The organism is Streptomyces sp. NBC_00454 (assembly GCF_041434015.1).
Classification (GTDB): Bacteria; Actinomycetota; Actinomycetes; order Streptomycetales; family Streptomycetaceae; genus Streptomyces.
Genome location: NZ_CP107907.1, coordinates 4,403,741 through 4,424,072, shown reverse-complemented (window position 1 = coordinate 4,424,072; position 20,332 = coordinate 4,403,741). Strand labels below are relative to the sequence as shown.

The 20,332-nt window shown below is 72.0% G+C and carries 15 protein-coding genes; 11 read left to right on the top strand and 4 right to left on the bottom strand.

All coding sequences use genetic code 11. The features are described from left to right. Positions 1-58 precede the first annotated feature (58 nt). On the top strand, positions 59-937 hold the full coding sequence (locus OHU74_RS20525; RefSeq protein WP_371617268.1) for a hypothetical protein: 879 nt from the start codon (positions 59-61) through the stop codon (positions 935-937). A gap of 12 nt (positions 938-949) precedes the next feature. Here OHU74_RS20525 and OHU74_RS20520 read toward each other — a convergent pair whose 3' ends face one another. Next, positions 950-2,788, bottom strand: a complete 1,839-nt coding sequence (locus tag OHU74_RS20520) for a hypothetical protein (RefSeq protein WP_371617267.1) — start codon at positions 2,786-2,788, stop codon at positions 950-952. A 195-nt stretch (positions 2,789-2,983) separates the two neighbouring features. On the opposite strand from OHU74_RS20520, the gene radA reads away from it, so the two are divergent. Then, complete coding sequence (radA, locus tag OHU74_RS20515; RefSeq protein WP_330297895.1) at positions 2,984-4,399, top strand: DNA repair protein RadA; 1,416 nt, start codon at positions 2,984-2,986, stop codon at positions 4,397-4,399. A 268-nt stretch (positions 4,400-4,667) separates the two neighbouring features. Next, positions 4,668-5,792 carry a DNA integrity scanning diadenylate cyclase DisA gene (gene disA / locus OHU74_RS20510; protein WP_330297894.1) on the top strand — a complete coding sequence of 375 codons (1,125 nt, stop codon included), beginning with the start codon at positions 4,668-4,670 and terminating at the stop codon, positions 5,790-5,792. 92 nt (positions 5,793-5,884) lie between these two features. On the opposite strand, the gene OHU74_RS20505 is transcribed toward disA, so the two are convergent. After that, positions 5,885-6,694, bottom strand: a complete 810-nt coding sequence (locus OHU74_RS20505) for a hypothetical protein (RefSeq protein WP_371617266.1) — start codon at positions 6,692-6,694, stop codon at positions 5,885-5,887. Positions 6,695-6,864: 170 nt separating this feature from the next. On the opposite strand from OHU74_RS20505, the gene OHU74_RS20500 reads away from it, so the two are divergent. The 7 genes from OHU74_RS20500 to OHU74_RS20470 all read left to right on the top strand — a co-directional run bounded on the left by OHU74_RS20500 (position 6,865) and on the right by OHU74_RS20470 (position 13,372). Continuing rightward, entirely contained in the window at positions 6,865-7,473 is a 609-nt protein-coding gene (locus OHU74_RS20500) for a phosphatase PAP2 family protein (protein ID WP_371617265.1), read from the top strand. A 17-nt stretch (positions 7,474-7,490) separates the two neighbouring features. Beyond that, positions 7,491-8,477: an A/G-specific adenine glycosylase gene (locus tag OHU74_RS20495; RefSeq protein WP_371617264.1), complete on the top strand. Its 987-nt coding sequence runs from the start codon at positions 7,491-7,493 to the stop codon at positions 8,475-8,477. Positions 8,478-8,652: 175 nt separating this feature from the next. After that, the gene (locus tag OHU74_RS20490) at positions 8,653-9,213 is read left to right on the top strand and encodes a SigE family RNA polymerase sigma factor (protein ID WP_069920779.1); all 561 of its coding nucleotides are present in this window, start codon (positions 8,653-8,655) and stop codon (positions 9,211-9,213) included. 26 nt (positions 9,214-9,239) lie between these two features. Next, the gene (locus tag OHU74_RS20485; RefSeq protein WP_371619744.1) at positions 9,240-9,899 is read left to right on the top strand and encodes a hypothetical protein; all 660 of its coding nucleotides are present in this window, start codon (positions 9,240-9,242) and stop codon (positions 9,897-9,899) included. A 54-nt stretch (positions 9,900-9,953) separates the two neighbouring features. Next, positions 9,954-10,667, top strand: a complete 714-nt coding sequence (gene cseB / locus OHU74_RS20480) for a two-component system response regulator CseB (protein WP_371617263.1) — start codon at positions 9,954-9,956, stop codon at positions 10,665-10,667. 60 nt (positions 10,668-10,727) lie between these two features. Continuing rightward, positions 10,728-12,038, top strand: a complete 1,311-nt coding sequence (gene cseC / locus OHU74_RS20475) for a two-component system sensor histidine kinase CseC (protein ID WP_371617262.1) — start codon at positions 10,728-10,730, stop codon at positions 12,036-12,038. A gap of 101 nt (positions 12,039-12,139) precedes the next feature. Then, positions 12,140-13,372: a LamG-like jellyroll fold domain-containing protein gene (locus OHU74_RS20470; RefSeq protein ID WP_371617261.1), complete on the top strand. Its 1,233-nt coding sequence runs from the start codon at positions 12,140-12,142 to the stop codon at positions 13,370-13,372. 30 nt (positions 13,373-13,402) lie between these two features. Here the strand turns inward: OHU74_RS20470 and OHU74_RS20465 are convergent, their stop codons facing one another. Next, positions 13,403-14,017: a M23 family metallopeptidase gene (locus tag OHU74_RS20465; protein ID WP_371617260.1), complete on the bottom strand. Its 615-nt coding sequence runs from the start codon at positions 14,015-14,017 to the stop codon at positions 13,403-13,405. Positions 14,018-14,388: 371 nt separating this feature from the next. On the opposite strand from OHU74_RS20465, the gene OHU74_RS20460 reads away from it, so the two are divergent. Next, positions 14,389-17,385 (top strand): NACHT domain-containing NTPase, encoded by a 2,997-nt coding sequence (locus tag OHU74_RS20460; protein WP_371617259.1) that lies wholly within the window; start codon positions 14,389-14,391, stop codon positions 17,383-17,385. A gap of 78 nt (positions 17,386-17,463) precedes the next feature. On the opposite strand, the gene OHU74_RS20455 is transcribed toward OHU74_RS20460, so the two are convergent. Beyond that, entirely contained in the window at positions 17,464-19,989 is a 2,526-nt protein-coding gene (locus tag OHU74_RS20455; RefSeq protein ID WP_371617258.1) for an ATP-dependent Clp protease ATP-binding subunit, read from the bottom strand. Between the last annotated feature and the right edge of the window lie 343 nt (positions 19,990-20,332).

The following is a 20,332-nucleotide window of genomic DNA, read 5'->3' as shown; positions in this document are numbered from 1 at the left end:
GAAACGCTACTGGGCCGAAGGCGTAGGGGTGGAGTAAGGGGCGCTTAGGCTGGGGTTTGTGCCAAATACGAAGAAGGCCAACAAGTCCAAGTCCCGGTCGGACAAGTCGAAGCCCCCCAAGCCCGAGAAGGGCGCGCAGGCCTCGAAGGCGAAGAAGGACCTCGCCAAGGACCTAGTCGCCGATGAGAAAGGGCTCGACTTCCCCCGGGCCTGGGTGGAGTTTCCCGATCCCGGCGACGACGAGCAGATCTTCCGCTGCGACCTGACCTGGCTGACCTCCCGCTGGACCTGCATCTTCGGCAGCGGCTGCCAGGGCATCCAGCCGGGCCGGGCGGACGACGGCTGCTGCACGCTCGGCGCGCACTTCTCCGACGAGGACGACGAGAAGCGGGTCGCCGAGAACGTGGCGCGCCTGACGCCCGAGGTGTGGCAGTTCCACGACGTCGGCAGCGAGACGGGGTGGACGCAGCACGACGACGACGGGGAGAAGCAGACCCGGCGCTGGGACGGCGCGTGCATCTTCCTCAACCGGCCCGGGTTCGCGGCCGGGGCCGGCTGTTCGCTGCACATCCTGGCCGTGCGCGAGGGCAAGGAGCCGCTGGAGACCAAGCCGGACGTGTGCTGGCAGCTGCCGATCCGGCGGACCTACGACTGGATCGACCGGCCCGACGACACGCGGGTGCTCCAGGTGACGATCGGCGAGTACGACCGGCGCGGCTGGGGTCCGGGCGGCCACGACCTGCACTGGTGGTGCACCTCGGCCACCTCCGCGCACGGGGCCGGCGAGCCGGTCTACGTGTCCTACCGCCCCGAGCTGACGGAGCTGATGGGCAAGGAGGCCTACGAGGCCCTGGTCGCGCTGTGCGAGGCGCGGCTGGCCTCGCTCCTGCCGATGGCCCCGCACCCTGCGGATCCGGTGCCGCCGGCGCAGGCCTAACTCGGCTCAGTCCTAGCTCGAAGGCGCGGAGGGAGCGGCCGGTGAGGCCGTTCCCTCCGTCGGGCTCGGTGTGGGAGTGGGCGTGGGGGTCGGGGTCGGTGTGGGGGTGGGTGTCGGGGTCGGCGTGGGAGTCGGGGTCGGGGTCGGCGTGGGGGTCGGCGTCGGCGTCGGGTCCGCCGGAGTCGGGGTCGGCGCCGGGCGGCCGCGGCCCTGGATGGAGATCACCGCGCCACCGGGATCCACTCCGACCCGGGCCGTCCAGGCCCCGACGGGCTGGGCTTCGGAGTCCACGTTGATCCGCAGGGTGACCGATTCTCCTGGCGCGAGCCGCCCCGAGGTCTGGCTGGCCCGCAGCCACGGGGCGTCGGACCACAGCCGCCAGTCGACGGGGGCTCCGCCCGAGGCGGTGAGCGTCAGCAGGGTGGTCGACCCCTGGGAGGAGGCGCTCGCGCTCAGCCGGCCGGGCGTCCCGGGTCCGGCGGGGGTGGCGGACGGCAGGGCGCCGCTGCTGATGACCTCGACGGAGACGTCGGGGGCGCTGCCCGGGGCAAAGTCGGGGTCGCCCGCGACGACGGCGGCGTTGCCCGCGTTCTCGTAGGCGGTCAGCGGGCGTCCGTCGGTGCGCGGCTGCGGGAGCTCCGCCTCGCTCGCCGAGATGCGGGTGGCTCCGTTCCCCACGGGTTCCCCGGTGCTCGGGGCCGCCCGGTACGCCGCCCACAGGGCCAGGACCGGGGCCGCGACGACGGTGGCGACCACGGTGGTGGTCACGGCGCGGGCCCGCAGCCGGTCGCGGCGCGCCACCCTGTCCTTGGGGTCCATGGGGAAGCCGGTGCGGTCGAAGCGCGGGCCCGATCCGCTGCCCCGGCGGCCGGTGCCGGAGCCGAGCATCGCGGCGCGGACGGCGGTGCGCGGGGCCGGGACCAGGGGGAGGCCTGCGGTGTTGATGCCGCCCGAGCCGGGCCAGGGCGCGCCGACGCCGACGCGTTCGGCGACCCGGCGGCAGCGCGGGCAGTCGTCGACGTGGCGTACGAGCTCGGCGCGCAGGGAGGACGACAGCAGCACGTTGCCGTCTCCGCCGCCTTCCCCGTCGTCGCCGGTGAGCCGGGAGACGGTCGGGCAGTTGCCGGTTTCCACGACGGTGAGGGCGGCGCGGGTGCGCTCGACCTCGCAGGCGGCTCCGGAGAGCAGTTCGCGGGCGGCTGCGGGGGGCGTGCCGAGGACGGAGGCGAGTTCGCCGATGCCGAGGCGGTGGCGGACGGCGAGTTCGAGGGCCTCGCGCTGCTCGGGGGTGGTGCCGGCCGCCTCGGGCCAGGCGAGCCGGGCGAGCTCGCTGCGGCGGTGGGCCGCGGAGGTGTCGGACGCGGCGGCGGAAGCCGAGGCGGAGGGGGCGGAGGGGGCGGTCGAGGCGGAGGAGGCGGAGGAGGCGGTCGCGGTCGCCGGATCCGGCGCACGGTCCCGGCTCATGTGCTCCGGCGCACGCCGGGCGGAATGCGCTCCCCCGTACCCGTGGCCGTGGCCCGGCCCGTGTCCGTACCGCGTGCGCCGCCGCTCCGCCAGCCGGCGCAGGCAGGCCCAGCGGGCCAGGGCGTAGAGCCAGGCGCGCCGGGCCCCTTCGTCGGGGCAGCGGCCCGGGTGCCGTTCGGCGACGGCGAGGACGTCGCCGAGCACGTCGGTGGCGGTGTCGTGGTCACACAGGACCGAGAGGCAGTACGTGAACAGGCCGTCCAGGTAGGGCTCGTGCCGGAACGGTGGCGGCGGCTGCTCCGCCTTCGTCCCCTCGGTGGGCGTGCGCCCGTGCGCCCGGTGTGCGCCGGTGCGTGATGCGGGGTCTCCCTGGTTGCTGCTGTTCACTCGGCGACCGTAGGCGGCGCGCCGGTGGTGCCCCGGAAGCCTTCACCAGTTTTAGCCCTTACGGGTGAACAGATCGGCATCGCGCTGACAGCGCCCCTGACGCCGCACGCCAGGGCGCGCACCGGAAGGTGCACGGCGGTGGACAGCGGTGGACAGCGGAAGGGGCTGTCGGTGGCGGCGGCTACGGTGGGCCGCATGGCTGCCCGTACATCTCGTTCATCCGCCAAGGACCGGCCGTCCTACCGTTGTACCGAGTGCGGGTACTCCACCGCCAAATGGCTCGGCCGGTGCCCCGAGTGCCAGGCCTGGGGCACCGTGGAGGAGCTGGGCGGCGCGCCCGCCGTGCGGACCACCGCGGCGGGCCGGGTCACCACGGCCGCCGTGCCGATCGGGCAGGTCGACGTGCGGACGGCGACCGCGCGCAGCACCGGCGTGAGCGAGCTGGACCGGGTGCTGGGCGGCGGGCTGGTCCCCGGGGCGGTCGTGCTGCTCGCGGGCGAACCGGGCGTCGGCAAGTCCACGCTGCTGCTCGACGTCGCGGCCAAGGCCGCCTCCGAGGAGCACCGCACGCTCTACGTCACCGGCGAGGAGTCGGCGAGCCAGGTCCGGCTGCGGGCCGACCGGATCAACGCGCTCAGCGACCACCTCTTCCTGGCCGCCGAGACCGATCTCTCCGCCGTCCTCGGGCACCTCGACGCCGTGAACCCCTCGCTCCTGATCATGGACTCCGTACAGACGGTGGCCTCCCCCGAGATCGACGGCGCGCCCGGCGGCATGGCCCAGGTCCGGGAGGTGGCCGGGGCGCTGATCCGGGCCTCCAAGGAGCGCGGGATGTCCACGCTGCTGGTCGGCCACGTCACCAAGGACGGGGCGATCGCCGGTCCCCGGCTGCTGGAGCACCTGGTCGACGTCGTCCTGAGCTTCGAGGGCGACCGGCACGCGCGGCTGCGCCTCGTACGCGGTGTGAAGAACCGGTACGGCACCACGGACGAGGTCGGCTGCTTCGAGCTCACCGACGAGGGCATCAACGGACTCGCCGACCCGAGCGGGCTGTTCCTGACCCGCCGCGCCGAGGCCGTCCCGGGCACCTGCCTGACGGTGACGCTGGAGGGCAAGCGGCCGCTGGTCGCCGAGGTGCAGGCGCTGACGGTGGACTCGCAGATCCCCTCGCCGCGCCGGACCACCTCGGGGCTGGAGACCTCGCGGGTCTCGATGATGCTGGCGGTGCTGGAGCAGCGCGGCCGGATCACGGCGCTGGGCAAGCGGGACATCTACACCGCGACCGTGGGCGGCGTGAAGCTCACCGAGCCGGCCGCCGACCTGGCCGTCGCGCTGGCACTGGCCTCGGCCGCCAGCGACGTACCGCTCCCGAAGAACCTGGTCGCCATCGGCGAGGTCGGGCTCGCGGGCGAGGTGCGGCGGGTGACGGGAGTCCAGCGGCGGCTCGCGGAGGCCTACCGGCTGGGCTTCACGCACGCGCTGGTGCCGGTGGATCCGGGGAAGGTGCCGGCCGGGATGAAGGTGACCGAGGTCGCCGACATGGGCGACGCGCTACGGGTCCTGCCGCGCGGCCGGTCGCGTACGGCGGAGAAGGACCGGGACGCGGGCTAGGCGGCGGGGTCCGGGCCGGCCGGCGCCGGGGCACGGACCGGCCGGCGCCGGGCCGCTCCGCGCCGCCGATATCTTCCGGCCAACGCCTTCCGGCCGACCGGCCGGAAGGCCCGGATCCGGCACTGAGGGGCAGGTCAGGGGGTCCGTACGGGGGCCTCCCCGGGCGATGCCGGGCAAGGGACGGCGGGCGCACGGGCCGCGCCGGTAGACTTTGCGCTGGTCCGCCCGGCCGTACGCAGGCGGTACAACCCGCGACCGGAGGAGTGCAGTGGCAGCCAAGGACGGGGCAGCAGCATCCGGGAAGTCGGGCGCGAGCTCCAAGCAGGAGGCCATGATGCGTGCCTCGCTGAGCGCGGTCGCACCCGGTCAGCCGCTGCGCGACGGACTCGAACGGATCGTCCGCGGCAACACCGGCGGGCTCATCGTCCTCGGCATGGACAAGTCCGTGGAAGCGATGTGCACGGGCGGTTTCGTCCTGGACGTGGAGTTCACCGCGACCCGGCTGCGCGAGCTGTGCAAGCTCGACGGCGCGCTGATCCTGGACAAGGACCTCACCAAGATCCTGCGGGCGGGCGTGCAGCTCGTTCCGGACGCCTCCATCCACACGGAGGAGACCGGTACCCGGCACCGCACCGCGGACCGCGTCTCGAAGCAGTGCGGGTTCCCGGTGGTCTCGGTGTCGCAGTCGATGCGGCTGATCGCGCTGTACGTGGACGGCGAGCGGCGCGTGCTGGAGGAGTCCGGGGCGATCCTGTCGCGGGCGAACCAGGCGCTGGCCACGCTGGAGCGGTACAAGCTCCGCCTGGACGAGGTGGCGGGCACGCTGTCCGCGCTGGAGATCGAGGACCTGGTGACGGTCCGCGACGTCGGCGCGGTGGCGCAGCGGCTGGAAATGGTCCGCCGGATCGCGACGGAAATCGCTGAATACGTGGTGGAGCTCGGCACGGACGGCCGACTGCTGTCGCTCCAGCTGGACGAGCTGACGGTCGGGATCGAGCAGGAGCGCGAGCTGGTCATCCGGGACTACGTGCCGGAGCCGACGGCGAAGCGGTCGCGGACGGTGGAGGAAGCGCTGCCCGCGCTGGACGCGCTGACCCACCCGGAGCTGCTGGAACTGGCGATCGTGGCGAAGGCGCTGGGGTACACCGGTTCGCCGGAGACGCTGGACTCGGCGGTGTCCCCGCGGGGCTACCGGCTGCTGGCGAAGGTTCCCCGGCTGCCGGGCGCGATCATCGAGCGGCTGGTGGAGCACTTCGGTGGCCTGCAGAAGCTGCTGGCCGCCTCCGTGGACGACCTGCAGACGGTCGACGGGGTCGGCGAGGCGCGTGCGCGCAGCGTCCGCGAGGGGCTGTCCCGGTTGGCGGAGTCCTCGATCCTGGAGCGGTACGTCTAGGACTCGGCTGAGCGCCGCTCCCGGGGCTCCGCCCCGGACCCCGCTCCTCAAACGCCGGAGGGGCTGGATTCATCCAGCCCCTCCGGCGTTTGTCAGTCCTGCTTCAGCACGAACGAGGTCCGCGCCACCGGCATCCCGGGCGACTTGACCTCCACCACGTAAGTGTCCGCCGCCGCCACCCCCGCCGGAGGCGCCCCGCACTGGTCCGCCGCGCTGAAGTGGCGGTCCCAATCCACTGGTTGCTTCGCCTCGCCCTGCGAGGGGACGCGCAGGAACACGTTGCCCGCGCCCGTCGGGCAGTCCGACGAGGACCAGACCGGCTTGGCGTTGCTCGCCTGAGTGATGGTCACGACCGCCTGCTTCGGGCCGAGATCGACCTTGCAGGTGGTGCCGGAGACGTTGCGCGCGATGAGTTCGAGGCGGGGCTTCTCGTTCGCCTCGTACTCGTTCTTCACGCTCTTGACCTCCCACTGCAGCGCACCCGCCGAACACGTGGGCAGCGGTGAGTCCGCCGGGACGGTCTGGCCGGCGCCGGAGCCGCCGGAGCCGCCGTTCGCCGAGCCCGGGTCGCCGCCCGGTTCGCCGTTCTTGCCGGGGCCCGTGCCGGGGTTCGCGCCCGGGTCGGCGCCCGTGCCCGTACCGCTGCCGGCCGTGCCCGACTCGCCGCGGCCGCCCGGGGCCTGACTGATCGCCGGGCCGGAACCGGAGGGTCCGGGGGTGATCTGGGTGACGGGATCGGAGCCGCCCTGGCCCTTGCCGTTGGTACCCGACGTCCCGCCACCGGAACTGACGGTCCATACGGCGAGGAGTGCCAGGAGCGCGGCAACGGACGCCAGCACGGCCCTCCGTCGCCAGTAGATGGAGGAGGGGAGCGGCCCGACCGGATTGCGCAGAGATCCCACGGACGGAACTTTACGAGAGTCCGGGGCCCGATCCGTGCCCCACATGCCGCGCGGACGGCTTGTTTTGCCGATGATCATCTCGCCGGGGGCGGAAGGGGCCTGCCGGAACGGACCGGAATCGGCCAGAGCTTGATGAGGGCGTTATTCCGGTTTGGGTACCGTCGGTGACCATGGACAGCTCCGGCCTCTACCTCGACATCACCGATTTCGCCCACTCGACCCCCGCGTGGGTGCAGTCGGCCTTCGAGGTCTGGACGGAGTACGGGCTCTTCCTCTTCGGCGCCCTCTTCATAGCCGTGTGGTGGCGCGCGCGCGGCGCGAGCGACCCCCGGACCGTCGCGCTCGCCCTCCTGGCACCGCTGGCCACCGCCCTCGCGTACGTGGCCTCGGAACTGGTGAAGTCCAGCGTGGACGAGGAACGCCCCTGCCGGGCCGTGGCCGGAGCGGCGGCCTCGCTCATCACATGCCCGGCCACCGGCGACTGGTCCTTCCCGAGCAACCACGCCACCCTCGCGGGCGCCGCCGCCGTCACCCTGGCGATGGCCGTGGGGAGGCTCGCGCCGCTGACCGTTCCGCTCGCGCTGCTGATGGCCTTCTCCCGCGTCTTCGTCGGCGTCCACTACCCGCACGACGTGGGGATGGGCCTGCTGCTGGGCGCCTCTCTCGCCGCGCTCGCCGTCCTCGCCCTCACCGGTCCGACCAGTAGGATCATCGCCGCCATGCGGGCGAACGGCGGCCGTGCGGCCGTACTGATCGCCGGGCCGGGCCCGGCACGGTAGGGGCGAAACGTGCCAGGATGCCGTCTGCCATGACTGCATCCTCATCCTCGACTTCCCCCTCCGCCGCCGCGCTGCACTCCCCGGTCATCGCGTGGTTCGACGGACACGCCCGCGACCTGCCCTGGCGCCGCCCCGAGGCCGGCCCCTGGGGGGTGATGGTCAGCGAGTTCATGCTCCAGCAGACCCCCGTCAACCGGGTCCTGCCGGTGTACGAGCAGTGGCTGGCCCGCTGGCCCCGCCCCGCCGACCTGGCCGCCGAAGCCCCCGGAGAGGCCGTACGGGCCTGGGGGCGGCTCGGTTATCCGCGCCGGGCCCTGCGCCTGCACGGGGCGGCCACCGCGATAACGGAGCGGCACGGGGGCGACGTACCGCGCGAGCACGCGCACCTGCTGGCGCTGCCGGGGATCGGCGAGTACACGGCGGCCGCCGTGGCCTCCTTCGCGTACGGGCAGCGGCACGCGGTCCTGGACACCAACGTGCGCCGGGTCTTCGCGCGCACCGCGACCGGGGTCGAGTACCCGCCGAACGCCACGACCGCCGCCGAGCGGCGCCTCGCCCGGTCCCTGCTCCCCGAGGGCGAGGAGACCGCGGCCCGCTGGGCGGCGGCCTCGATGGAGCTCGGGGCCCTGGTCTGCACGGCCAAGAGCCCGGACTGCGCGCGCTGCCCGGTGGCCGGGCTGTGCGCGTGGCGGCTGGCCGGGAAGCCCGCGCACGAGGGGCCTCCGAGGCGCGGGCAGACGTACGCCGGTACGGACCGGCAGGTGCGCGGCAAGCTCCTCGCGGTGCTGCGCGAGGCGGTCGGCGCGGTGCCGCAGTCGGTCCTCGACACGGTCTGGGACGAGCCCGTGCAGCGGGCCCGGGCCCTGGACGGGCTGGTCGCGGACGGGCTGGTGGAGCCGCTGGCCGGGCAGATGTACCGGCTTCCGGCCGGGCCCGCGGCCGAGGCTCCGGCGGGAACCCCCGCGCAGGCACCCGCACAGGCACCCGCGGCCGCCGGGAGCTGACTCCAGGATTCCGCTTGTCCCGGAGAAACCCCAGCTCACAGCCTCTGTTACATAACCTATGGGTGTCCGTGCGCCCACCGAAGGCTCACCCGCACAGGCCCGTGACACGGCCTCCGTAACGTCGAACCCGTAAGACAGCGGATGTACGGGTGGACGGCAGCGGAGGCGGTCTGAGATGGCGCACGGCGAGGTACTCGAATTCGAAGAGTACGTACGCACTCGGCAGGACGCGCTGCTGCGCAGTGCCCGTCGCCTGGTCCCGGACCCGACCGACGCGCAGGACCTCCTGCAGACCGCCCTCGTGCGCACCTACGGCCGCTGGGACGGCATCGCCGACAAGTCCCTCGCCGATGCCTACCTGCGCCGCGTCATGATCAACACGCGTACCGAGTGGTGGCGCGCCCGCAAGCTCGAAGAGGTCCCCACCGAGCAGCTCCCCGACGCCTCGGTCGAGGACGGCTCCGACCAGCGCGCCGACCGCGCCCTGCTGATGGACATCCTCAAGGTGCTCGCGCCCAAGCAGCGCAGCGTGGTCGTGCTGCGACACTGGGAGCAGATGAGCACCGAGGAGACGGCCGCGGCGCTCGGCATGTCGGCGGGAACCGTGAAGAGCACTCTGCACCGCGCACTGGCCCGCCTCCGGCAGGAACTGGAGAGCCGGGACCTGGACATGCGCGCGCTGGAGCGCGGGGACCACACCATCAGGTACGAAGGACGTGAGCGGTGCGCGGCCTGACTGGCCACAAGGGCTCGGTAGTACTCATGTCGGCGGGGACGGTCGTCCTCGCCGGCACCGTGCTGTTCGCGGCGGGCTGCTCCACCGGGGGCACCGGTCTGCGCGACGGCGGCCCGGCCCGCACCGAATCGGTGGCCAAGACCGGAGCACCCTCCTCCGCCCCCGCCGATCACGACGCGGCGGCCGGCACCACTCCGCCGGCCCCCCAGGCCTCCGGCAAGACGGGCAAGAAGATCGACCCGGTCGAACTGCTCAAGGCGGATCCCAAGGTCAGCGCGGAGATCAAGCGCGACCTCAAGCCCTGTACGGGCAAGGAGTACCCCGTCGATGTCAGCTACGGGAAGGTGACCGGCGGCCCGGCCGTCGACATCGTGGTCAACGTCCTGTCCTGCGCCGACGCCCTGGGCCGCGGCACGTACGTGTACCGCGCGGACGACGGGAAGTACGAGAATGTCTTCGCCGACGAGCAGCCGCCCGTCTACGCCGAGATCGACCGGGGGGACCTGGTCGTGACCAAGCAGGTCTACGCGAAGAGCGAGGCGCTCGCCTACCCGTCGGGCGAGGACGTGATCACGTACCGCTGGAACGGGGAGAAGTTCACCGAGCAGGACCGGGTGCACACCGACTACAGCAACGTGGTCGACGGCGGGGTGGCTCCCGCACCGGCCGTCAGCCCGAAGAGCTGACGACCACAGAACCAAGATACGAGTACGAGTACCGAGGCGAGGCGAGGCTCCCGAATGGCCGAGACCCATGTCCTGTTCGTGGAGGACGACGACGTCATCCGTGAGGCCACGACCCTGGCACTGGAACGCGACGGGTTCGTCGTCACCGCCATGCCCGACGGACTGTCCGGCCTGGAGTCCTTCCGCGCGAACCGGCCGGACATCGCCCTGCTCGACGTGATGGTGCCCGGCATGGACGGCGTGAGCCTGTGCCGCCGCATCCGCGACGAGTCCACGGTCCCGGTGATCATGCTGTCGGCCCGCGCCGACTCCATCGACGTGGTCCTGGGCCTGGAGGCGGGCGCCGACGACTACGTCACCAAGCCCTTCGACGGCTCCGTCCTCGTCGCCCGCATCCGCGCGGTCCTGCGCCGCTTCGGCCACGCCGGCGGCCCGCAGGGCGGCGGCTCCGGCGCCGACGGCGAGGGCCGCGACGACGAGCGCGGGGTCCTGGTCTTCGGCGACCTGGAGGTCGACACGGAGGGCATGGAGGTGCGCAAGGCGGGCGCCTCGGTGGCGCTGACGCCCACCGAGATGCGGCTGCTGCTGGAGTTCTCCACCTCCCCCGGTACCGTCCTGTCGCGGGACCGGCTGCTGGAGCGGGTCTGGGACTACGACTGGGGTGGCGACACCCGCGTGGTGGACGTCCACGTCCAGCGCCTGCGCACCAAGATCGGGCAGGACCGGATCGAGACGGTCCGGGGTTTCGGATACAAGCTGAAGGCCTGATGCCTTGAGAAGAACGAACGCGGGGATGAGTACGGCGATGACCACGGGGATGCGGCGGGCATGAGGCGTTTCACCCTCCGCACCGGAATCCGCTGGAAGATCACGCTCGCCATCGCCTCCGTGGGCGCGCTCACCGCCATCGCCCTGAGCCTGGTGGTGCACAGCGCTGCCCGCGTGTCGATGCTGGAGAGCGCCCGCGAGGTACAGCTGGACCGGGTCCAGTTCATCTCCCGCAACGCCGAAGCCGGCCGCAAGCCGCCCATGGGCGCCAAGCTGAACGACCCCGACCTGCCGGCGGACCTGCGCGAGAAGGCCCGCTCCGGGCGGCGCGGCACCTACATCCAGGAGAACCCGCGCGGGCTCCCCGAGGTGTGGGCGGCCGTACCGCTCGGCAACGGGCAGGTGCTCTCGCTGCACACCCAGTTCCGGGAGAGCGCCAACATGGTGCGCGACCTGGACCGGGCCCTGGTCGTCGGCTCCCTCGCCGTGGTGATCGGCGGCTCCGCGCTCGGCGTGCTCATCGGCGGACAGATCTCGCGCCGGCTGCGCAAGGCCGCCGCGGCCGCGCAGCGGGTGGCGCACGGGGACCCCGAGGTGCGGGTCCGGGACGCGGTCGGCGGCGTCGTGCGCGACGAGACCGACGACCTCGCACGGGCCGTCGACGCGATGGCGGACGCGCTCCAGCAGCGGCTGGAGGCCGAGCGGCGGGTGACCGCCGATATCGCGCACGAACTGCGCACCCCGGTGACCGGCCTGCTCACGGCGGCGGAACTGCTGCCTCCGGGCCGGCCGACCGAGCTCGTACGGGACCGCGCGCAGGCCCTGCGCGCGCTGGTCGAGGACGTGCTGGAGGTGGCCCGGCTGGACAGCGCGTCCGAGCGGGCGGAGCTCCAGGACGTGGCACTGGGCGAGTTCGTGAGCCGCCGGGTCAACTCCCTGATGCCGGAGGCGACCGTACGGATCGTCGCGGACGAGATCGTCAGCACCGACCCGCGCCGCCTGGAGCGGATCCTGGGCAACCTCCTCGCCAACGCCGCGCGGTACGGGCGGGCGCCCGTCCAAGTCGATGTCGAGGGCCGGGTCGTCCGGGTCCGGGACCACGGGCCGGGCTTCCCCGAGGCGCTGCTGCGCGAGGGGCCGAGCCGGTTCCGGACCGGGTCTACGGACCGCGCCGGGGTGGGACACGGGCTGGGCCTGACCATCGCGGAGGGGCAGGCGCGGGTGCTGGGCGCCCGGCTGACGTTCCGCAACGTGGCGGCCCCGGGCGGCTTCGTCCAGGGCGGCGCGGCGGCGGGGGCGGTGGCGGTGCTGTGGCTTCCGGAGCAGGCGCCGACGGCCACGGGCAGCTTCCCGATCGTGCGGCTGCCCTAGCGGGGCGGAGGCGGATCCGGGGCTCGTCCGGGGCCCGATCGGATCCGTATCGCGACCAACGGCTGTTCGATTGCGGACGCCGATGTTTTAGCATCCGATCCATGACTGACGGTACGGATCGCCCGCAAACCCCCCAGCCCGAACCCGGTGCCCCCGACAACGGCGGCTACGGATACCCGCAGGGGCAGATACCCGCAGGCGGGTACGGCTATCCGCAGGCCGGCCAGCCCGGGGGCTACGGCTACCCGCCCGCGCCCGGCGCGCCCGGTGCCCCCGGTGCCCCCGGTGCCCCCGGCGGCTTCGGCCCGCCGGCCGACGGCCAGGTCCCGCCCGCCGGTTACGGCTACCCGCAGCCGGGCCCGTACCAGCAGGGTCCCTACCAGCCGGCGCCGCCCGTACCCGGGCCGTTCCAGCCCCCGGCCGACGAGCCGGACTGGAACGCGCTGGCGGAAGGGGCCGAGCAGGACCGGCGCAAGAAGCGGCTGTGGGCGGTCATCGGCGGGGCGACGGTCCTGGCCCTGCTGGCGGGCGGCGGCGCGTTCCTGCTGCTCGGCAACGACGACGGGGGCCCCGACGACGCCAAGCCCCTGGCCAGCGAATCGCCTTCGGTCTCCGCCTCGCCCTCCCCGTCGGTGAGCGGGTCCAAGGCGCCGGTGGACAACACCCCGACCGCCGCGGACGACCCGACGGTGCTGCGCGACCGCAGCGGCAAGGCCGGGCTGAAGATGGGTCCGGAGGCTTCCACCGTCCCGATCGAGAAGCGGTTCGAGTTCCGCACGACCGGAACCCCGAACTCGTACGCCGAGTCCCAGAAGGCCCTCGTCGACGTGTCGAAGAGCTTCACCGTCACGGCCCGGATCTCGAACAGCGCCTCGAAGGGGCGGCAGATCGCCGTCAGCCAGGGCAACGAGAAGACGTTCTCCTTCGAGCTGGGCTCGGACGAGGTGAACGGCAAGCCCGCGTGGATCTTCCGGGTCCAGACGAACAAGGACGGCGCGGACAGCACCACGGCGACCGTCGCGGCCGAGGGCCGCAAGATGGACAGCACCATGACGGAGCTGACCGGCACCTACAACGACTCGACCAAGATGATCACGCTGTTCGTGGACGGCAAGCAGATCAACGAGGCCAAGGTCTCCGGCGTCTACAAGGCCCCCGGACCGCTGGAGCTGGGCCGCACCCGCGCCCAGGGCAACTGGGCCGGGGCCTGGGCCGGAGCCATGGACAGCCTGCGGGTCTACCGGATCGCACTGTCGCCGGAGCAGGTGGACGACCAGAAGCCCGGCAAGATCGACTCCTCGATCAAGCCGGTCGGGTCCTGGCTGCTGTTCTGACCGCCAGGACCGGTCAGGAGATTCGGACGGTCAGACGGTGACGCCGACCTTGCGCAGGAAGGCCACCGGGTTCACGGCCGAGCCGTAGTTCGGGGTGGTCCGGATCTCGAAGTGGAGGTGCGGGCCGCTCGAATTGCCGGTGTTGCCGGAGAGGGCGATCTGCTGGCCCATCGAGACCTTCTGGCCGATCCTGACCTGGATCTTCGAGAGGTGCGCGTACTGCGAGTACGTGTTGTTCGCGTGCTTGATCACGACGGCGTTGCCGTACGCCGGGCCGTCGCCGCCGCCGTTCGGGCCGGCCTTGACCACGGTGCCCGCCGAGACGGCGTCGACCACGGTGCCGACGGGGACGGCGAAGTCCTGGCCGGAGTGCTTGTGCGACCACATGGCGCCGCCCTTGCCGAAGGTCGCGGAGAGCGTGTAGCTCGTCACCGGCTTCTCCCAGGCGACGGCCGGCTTCGCGGCGACCGCCGCGGCCTGGGCGGTGGCCTGCTCGGCCACGAGCTCGGCGGTACCGGCCAGGGCGGTCTGGGCCTCGTCGGCGAAGGCGGCGGTCGTCCCGGCCCCGAGCGCCAGGGCCGCACCGAGAGCGGTGGCGCCGATGGCGATACGGGTACGACGGGTGATGACGCGCTTCGCGGACATGAAGGAAACCTCCGGGCCGGGGACGGGGACGGTGCTGCGGGTACTACGTGCGCTGCGGGCAAGAAAGGACCCGGCACGCTGGCTGAGCGGGGCGCCGGGCTTGCTTGCCCCACCTTGGTAACCCGGGCCCCCCGGCTTCCCCAAACCCCCCGATTACTACCTGGCCTCGTAGGTGCTGCGAGGGCTGTCGGTCCTGTTGACCGCGGATTCACTGGGGTTGGGGTGGGGCAAATCGGACCCTTGGATCTACGAATGTTCCTAGTAGGTCCGATTTGCCCTGTGCGGCTTGTCACCGGCGCGGGACCTCTGGCGCCCCCGTTCCGGGACCAAAGCCCTGCGACGCGTTCCGCCCGGCGCTACGCTCACGGGTCGTGGACGCATCCGTGATCGGGCTCCGGCTGGCCTCGGGGGTAGTGGCCCCCCTCGTGAAGCAGCTCTTCCGGGGGGAGGGAGCGGGCGCCGGCCTCGTGGACCGGCCCGTGCGGATCTCCTCGTACTTCTCCCTGCGCGAGCAGCGCATGCTGTCCCGGTACGACCTGCGCCGGCTGGCCGACAAGCTCGTCGCGGAGGCCTTACAGGCCGACGGCGAGCAGCCGCTGCCACCGGGCGAGGAGGCGGGCGTCGCGGCCGCGCTGGCCGCCACCCTGTACTCCCTGGGGACCCTGGCCCTGGAGGACGCCCAGGCGGTCAAGATGGGCGCGCAGGCCTTCGCCGCCGAGCTGCGCAAGGCGGCTCCGGCCACGGGCCTGGGGCGGGACGCCGAGCTCTTCCACGACCGGCTGCTGGAAACCGCCTGCCTGCACATCCTGCAGTTCTTCACGACCCGCTCCACCTACATCCCGGCCGCCCTGGTCGCGCAGGCCCACCTACAGGCCGAAACGATCGCCAAGATCGACGCCCTGATCGCCCGGATCCCCCGCCAGGACGCCCGGGACGCGGAGTTCGAGGCCAAATACCTGGAGTACCTCGTCAAACGGCACAGCAGCCTGACGATCTTCGGGCTGGACCTGCCGCCCGGGTCGGCCCGCTGGCCGCTGGACACGGCGTACGTGAGCCTGGAGGCGACCTCCCGCTCGCGCCGCATCGGCGGCGAGGGCAGCGCCACGGTCCCGGCGCAGGGGGCCGCCCACGGCCCGGCCGCCGTTCTGCGCACCGAAGACGTACTGGCCCTCGAACCCCGCGTGATGCTGCGCGGCGAGGCAGGCTCCGGGAAGACCACCCTGATCCAGTGGCTGGCCGTCTCCACCGCCCGCAACGGGCGCGAGGGCGGCCCGATCCCCTTCGTACTGCCCCTGCGGAACCTGACCCGCTACGGGGAGCGGCTGCCCGCCCCCGAGGACTTCCTGGTCGCCACACCGCTGAAGGGCCTGGCCCCCGACGGGTGGGAGAGCCGGGTCCTGGGCGCGGGACGCGGCCTGGTCCTGGTGGACGGCATCGACGAGATCCCGAAGGCGGAGCGGGCCCGTGCCCGCGAATGGCTCACCGATCTGCTCACCGCCTACCCGGGCAACCGCTGGCTGGTCACCTCCCGCCCCTCGGCCGTCCGGCAGGACTGGCTCGCCTCCGAGGCGTTCGACGAGCTGACCCTCTCCCCCATGACCCGGGCCGACGCGGCCGACTTCGTCACCCGCTGGCACCGGGCGGCCGAAGCCGGCGAAGACCTGCGCGACCAGCTGCTGGCATCCCTGCGCGCCAAGCCGGAGCTGTCCCGGCTCGCCACCAATCCGCTGCTGTGCGGGCTGATCTGCGCCCTGCACCGCGAACGCCGGGGTTTCCTGCCCTCGGGCCGCAAAGAGCTCTACACGGCGGCCCTGTCGATGCTGCTGCACCGCCGCGACCGCGAACGCGAGCTGCGTCTGCCCGAGCTCGCCGAGGAGCCTCAGCTCCAGCTGCTCCAGCGGCTCGCGTACTGGCTCATCCGCAACGGCCGCACCCAGATCAGCCAGAGCCGGGCCCAGGAGCTGATCGCGGCCGCGCTGCCCGCCGTAACGGCCGCCCAGGTGCTCGGCGAGGCCCCGGACGTACTGAGGCACTTCCTGGAGCGGACCGGACTCCTGCGGGCCCCCACCGAGGACACCCTCGAATTCGTCCACCGCACCTTCCAGGACTTCCTCGGGGCCCGTGCGGCCCTGGACGAGGGCGGCCTCGGCGAACTGACCCGCCACGCGGACGACGACCAGTGGGAGGACGTCATCCGCATGGCGGTCGCCCAGGGCCGCCCCCTCGACCGCGAGGCGATCATCGGCGACCTGCTGGTCCACGACTCCGACCGGTCGGTGCTGCTGGCCCTCGCGTCACTGGAGTACGCGGCCGAGCTGGATCCCGGGCTGCGCCAGGACGTCCACAAGGCCGCCCTGCGGCTCATACCTCCGCGGAACGAGGAGGCTGCGCGAACGCTCGGCCGGATCGGACCGCTGGTCCTGGAGCTGCTGCCGTACGGCGGGGAGTCGGTCCGCGCCGCCCGCCTCGCGGTGGTCGCGGCGGCGGAGACCGGGGCCGAGGCGGCCATCGGATATCTCGCCGGCTTCAGCCACCACCCCGACGAACAGGTCCGTGCGACGCTGACCCGGGTCTGGGAGCGGTTTGACCTCGACCATTACGCGGCCGAGGTGCTCGCGCGCATGGTCCCGCCGCCCGGCGACCTCTTCATCGACTCGGACACCTCCCTCGCGGCGCTGACGCGCCTCACCGGCCCGCCCGGCTTGTTCATCCGCAGCGAGGTCACCCGGGCCGCCCTGACGCGCTTCCTGGCCCGCCAGCCGGTGGCGGGCCTGACCCTGTGGAACTTCGAAGGTGGGAGCGACGCGGAGTTCCTGCGCGGCCACACGTCGCTGCGGGAGCTCAGCATCGACACCTGGCCCGGTCTGCGGGACCCGAGCGCGCTGTACGGGCTGCCCCTGGAGGCGGTGGACCTCCGCCTCGGCTGCGACCTCCCCCTTGGCCCGGCCCTGGCGTCCTGGCCCCGGCTGCGCGAGCTCAGGCTGCACGACGCGGACCGCCGTGCGTGGTCCTTCGCCGACTTCGCCCCCGAAGCCCGCCCGGAGGTGCTCGACCTGGCCGACGCGGACCCGGACCTGGCCGGACTGGGACGGCTCACGAGCCTGACGCGGCTGTATCTCGGCTACGACTGGCGCCCCGGCGAGAAGAGCGCATGGGCGGAGCTCTCGGCGCTGGAGAACCTGCGGGAGATCGCCCTGCCCACCGAGGCGCTGACCGGGCTCGCCGCGCACGCGGACCTGCCCTCGCTCAGGACCGTCATGTTCCACGACAACGGCCAAGGGCTGGACCCGGACCTCCACGCCCGGGTGGCCCACCGCTTCCCGCTGGCGCAGCTGCAGATGGTGCCGCTGTCGTCCGACGACATCTGACCGGCCCGCGGAAAAGGGGCGGCCCCGGAACCTTTCGGTTCCGGGGCCGCCCCTTCGTACTGCACCTGCGGCTAGCGCTTACGCACCCTTCGACAGGTCCGGGCCCGAGCCAGTCGCCTCGATCGGGGGAAGGTCCGAGATCGGGGTCTTCTCCTCGCCGCGGAAGGTGAACTTGGCTTCGTCGCCCTCACCCTCCTTGCCGACGACCACGATGTGACCGGGGCGCAGCTCGCCGAAGAGGATCTTCTCCGACAGGATGTCCTCGATCTCGCGCTGGATCGTGCGGCGCAGCGGACGCGCACCCATGATCGGGTCGTAGCCGCGCTTGGCGAGCAGCGCCTTGGCCTCGGCACTGAGCTCGATGCCCATGTCGCGGTCCTTGAGGCGGTCGTCGACCTTGGCGATCATCAGGTCGACGATCTGGACGATGTCTTCCTCGGTGAGCTGGTGGAAGACGACGGTGTCGTCGACACGGTTGAGGAACTCGGGCCGGAAGTGCTGCTTGAGCTCTTCGTTGACCTTCGCCTTCATCCGGTCGTATCCGGTCTTCGTGTCGCCCTGGGCCGCGAAGCCCAGGTTGAAGCCCTTCGAGATGTCCCGCGTACCCAGGTTGGTCGTCATGATGATGACCGTGTTCTTGAAGTCCACGACCCGGCCCTGGGAGTCGGTCAGACGACCGTCTTCCAGGATCTGGAGAAGGGAATTGAAGATATCCGGGTGCGCCTTCTCGACCTCGTCGAAGAGGACGACGGAGAACGGCTTCCGGCGGACCTTCTCGGTCAGCTGGCCGCCCTCTTCGTAGCCCACGTAGCCGGGGGGCGAACCGAAGAGGCGGGAAACCGTGTGCTTCTCGCTGAACTCCGACATGTCGAGGGAGATCAGCGCGTCCTCGTCGCCGAAGAGGAATTCGGCGAGCGTCTTGGAGAGCTCGGTCTTACCGACACCGGACGGACCGGCGAAGATGAACGAGCCACCGGGACGCTTCGGGTCCTTCAGACCCGCACGGGTACGGCGGATGGCCTGGGAGAGCGCCTTGATGGCGTCCTTCTGGCCGATGACGCGACGGTGGAGCTCGTCTTCCATGCGGAGCAGACGCGAGGACTCCTCCTCGGTCAGCTTGAAGACGGGAATGCCGGTCGCGGTCGCGAGGACTTCGGCGATGAGCTCGCCGTCGACCTCGGCGACGACGTCCATGTCGCCGGCCTTCCATTCCTTCTCGCGCTTGGCCTTCGCCGCCAGCAGCTGCTTCTCCGAATCACGGAGGGAAGCCGCCTTCTCGAAGTCCTGGGAGTCGATGGCCGACTCCTTGTCGCGACGCACGTTCGCGATCTTCTCGTCGAACTCGCGGAGGTCCGGCGGCGCGGTCATCCGGCGGATGCGCATCCGGGAACCGGCCTCGTCGATCAGGTCGATCGCCTTGTCCGGGAGGAAGCGGTCCGAGATGTACCGGTCGGCCAGGGTGGCCGCCTGCACGAGGGCCTCGTCCGTGATGGAAACACGGTGGTGGGCCTCGTAGCGGTCGCGCAGGCCCTTGAGGATCTCGATGGTGTGCTGGAGGGAAGGCTCCGCCACCTGGATCGGCTGGAAGCGTCGCTCGAGAGCGGCGTCCTTCTCAAGGTGCTTGCGGTACTCGTCGAGCGTCGTGGCACCGATGGTCTGGAGCTCACCACGGGCCAGCATGGGCTTCAGGATGCTGGCGGCGTCGATCGCGCCCTCGGCGGCACCCGCACCCACGAGGGTGTGGAGCTCGTCGATGAACAGGATGATGTCGCCGCGGGTGCGGATCTCCTTGAGCACCTTCTTGAGGCGCTCTTCGAAGTCACCGCGGTAGCGGGAACCGGCGACCAGGGCACCCAGGTCAAGCGTGTAGAGGTGCTTGTCCTTGAGGGTCTCGGGGACCTCGCCCTTGACGATCGCCTGGGCCAGGCCCTCGACGACGGCGGTCTTGCCGACGCCGGGCTCGCCGATGAGGACCGGGTTGTTCTTGGTCCGGCGGGACAGCACCTGCATGACCCGCTCGATCTCCTTCTCGCGCCCGATGACCGGGTCGAGCTTGGATTCGCGAGCGGCCTGCGTGAGGTTGCGGCCGAACTGGTCCAGGACGAGCGAGGTCGAGGGCGTGCCCTCGGCCGGGCCGCCGGCAGTGGCCGACTCCTTGCCTCCGCCGGAGTAGCCGGAGAGCAGCTGGATGACCTGCTGCCGGACTCGGTTGAGATCAGCGCCCAGCTTCACGAGGACCTGGGCGGCGACGCCCTCGCCCTCGCGGATCAGGCCGAGCAGGATGTGCTCGGTGCCGATGTAGTTGTGGCCGAGCTGGAGGGCCTCTCGGAGCGAAAGCTCCAGGACCTTCTTCGCCCGCGGGGTGAAGGGGATGTGGCCGGACGGGGCCTGCTGCCCCTGGCCGATGATCTCCTCAACCTGCTGGCGAACAGCCTCGAGCGAAATCCCGAGGCTCTCCAAGGCCTTAGCGGCGACACCCTCACCCTCGTGGATCAAGCCCAGGAGGATGTGCTCAGTGCCGATGTAGTTGTGGTTGAGCATCCGGGCTTCTTCCTGAGCCAGGACGACAACCCGCCGCGCGCGGTCGGTGAACCTCTCGAACATCGTTTATCGCTCCTCAGAGCGGTCGGGCAGTTCGGGGTCGGTCCCCGCCCTGTCCTTCCGCATGCTAGTCCCGCGGGGCGGGACAGCTCATTCCAACTGCCGACATCCGTCCGCGGCTCACCCTCACGTCCGTGGGAAAACCCGGCTGTAAGTGCCGACAACTGCTCCAACCCGATGGTGGGAGACGATGTTCCCGCAGGCCAGGCAGATACCCGTCACATGTGTACGCCGATGGCGAACGGAAGCCGGTCCGGGACCCCGAAAATCAGCGTGTCGCCCCGATCCACTAGGAATGTCTTACCCGTAAGGACTGACACTCCATGCAGGTGACGCCGGTTCCCTC

Excerpts from the sequence above, each read along its gene's own strand:
- radA (WP_330297895.1), top strand. The coding sequence starts at position 2,984 with ATGGCTGCCCGTACATCTCGTTCATCCGCCAAGGACCGGCCGTCCTAC.
- OHU74_RS20500 (WP_371617265.1), top strand. The coding sequence starts at position 6,865 with ATGGACAGCTCCGGCCTCTACCTCGACATCACCGATTTCGCCCACTCG.
- OHU74_RS20495 (WP_371617264.1), top strand. The coding sequence starts at position 7,491 with ATGCCGTCTGCCATGACTGCATCCTCATCCTCGACTTCCCCCTCCGCC.
- OHU74_RS20490 (WP_069920779.1), top strand. The coding sequence starts at position 8,653 with ATGGCGCACGGCGAGGTACTCGAATTCGAAGAGTACGTACGCACTCGG.
- OHU74_RS20485 (WP_371619744.1), top strand. The coding sequence starts at position 9,240 with ATGTCGGCGGGGACGGTCGTCCTCGCCGGCACCGTGCTGTTCGCGGCG.
- cseB (WP_371617263.1), top strand. The coding sequence starts at position 9,954 with ATGGCCGAGACCCATGTCCTGTTCGTGGAGGACGACGACGTCATCCGT.
- cseC (WP_371617262.1), top strand. The coding sequence starts at position 10,728 with ATGAGGCGTTTCACCCTCCGCACCGGAATCCGCTGGAAGATCACGCTC.
- OHU74_RS20470 (WP_371617261.1), top strand. The coding sequence starts at position 12,140 with ATGACTGACGGTACGGATCGCCCGCAAACCCCCCAGCCCGAACCCGGT.
- OHU74_RS20465 (WP_371617260.1), bottom strand. The coding sequence starts at position 14,017 with ATGTCCGCGAAGCGCGTCATCACCCGTCGTACCCGTATCGCCATCGGC.
- OHU74_RS20455 (WP_371617258.1), bottom strand. The coding sequence starts at position 19,989 with ATGTTCGAGAGGTTCACCGACCGCGCGCGGCGGGTTGTCGTCCTGGCT.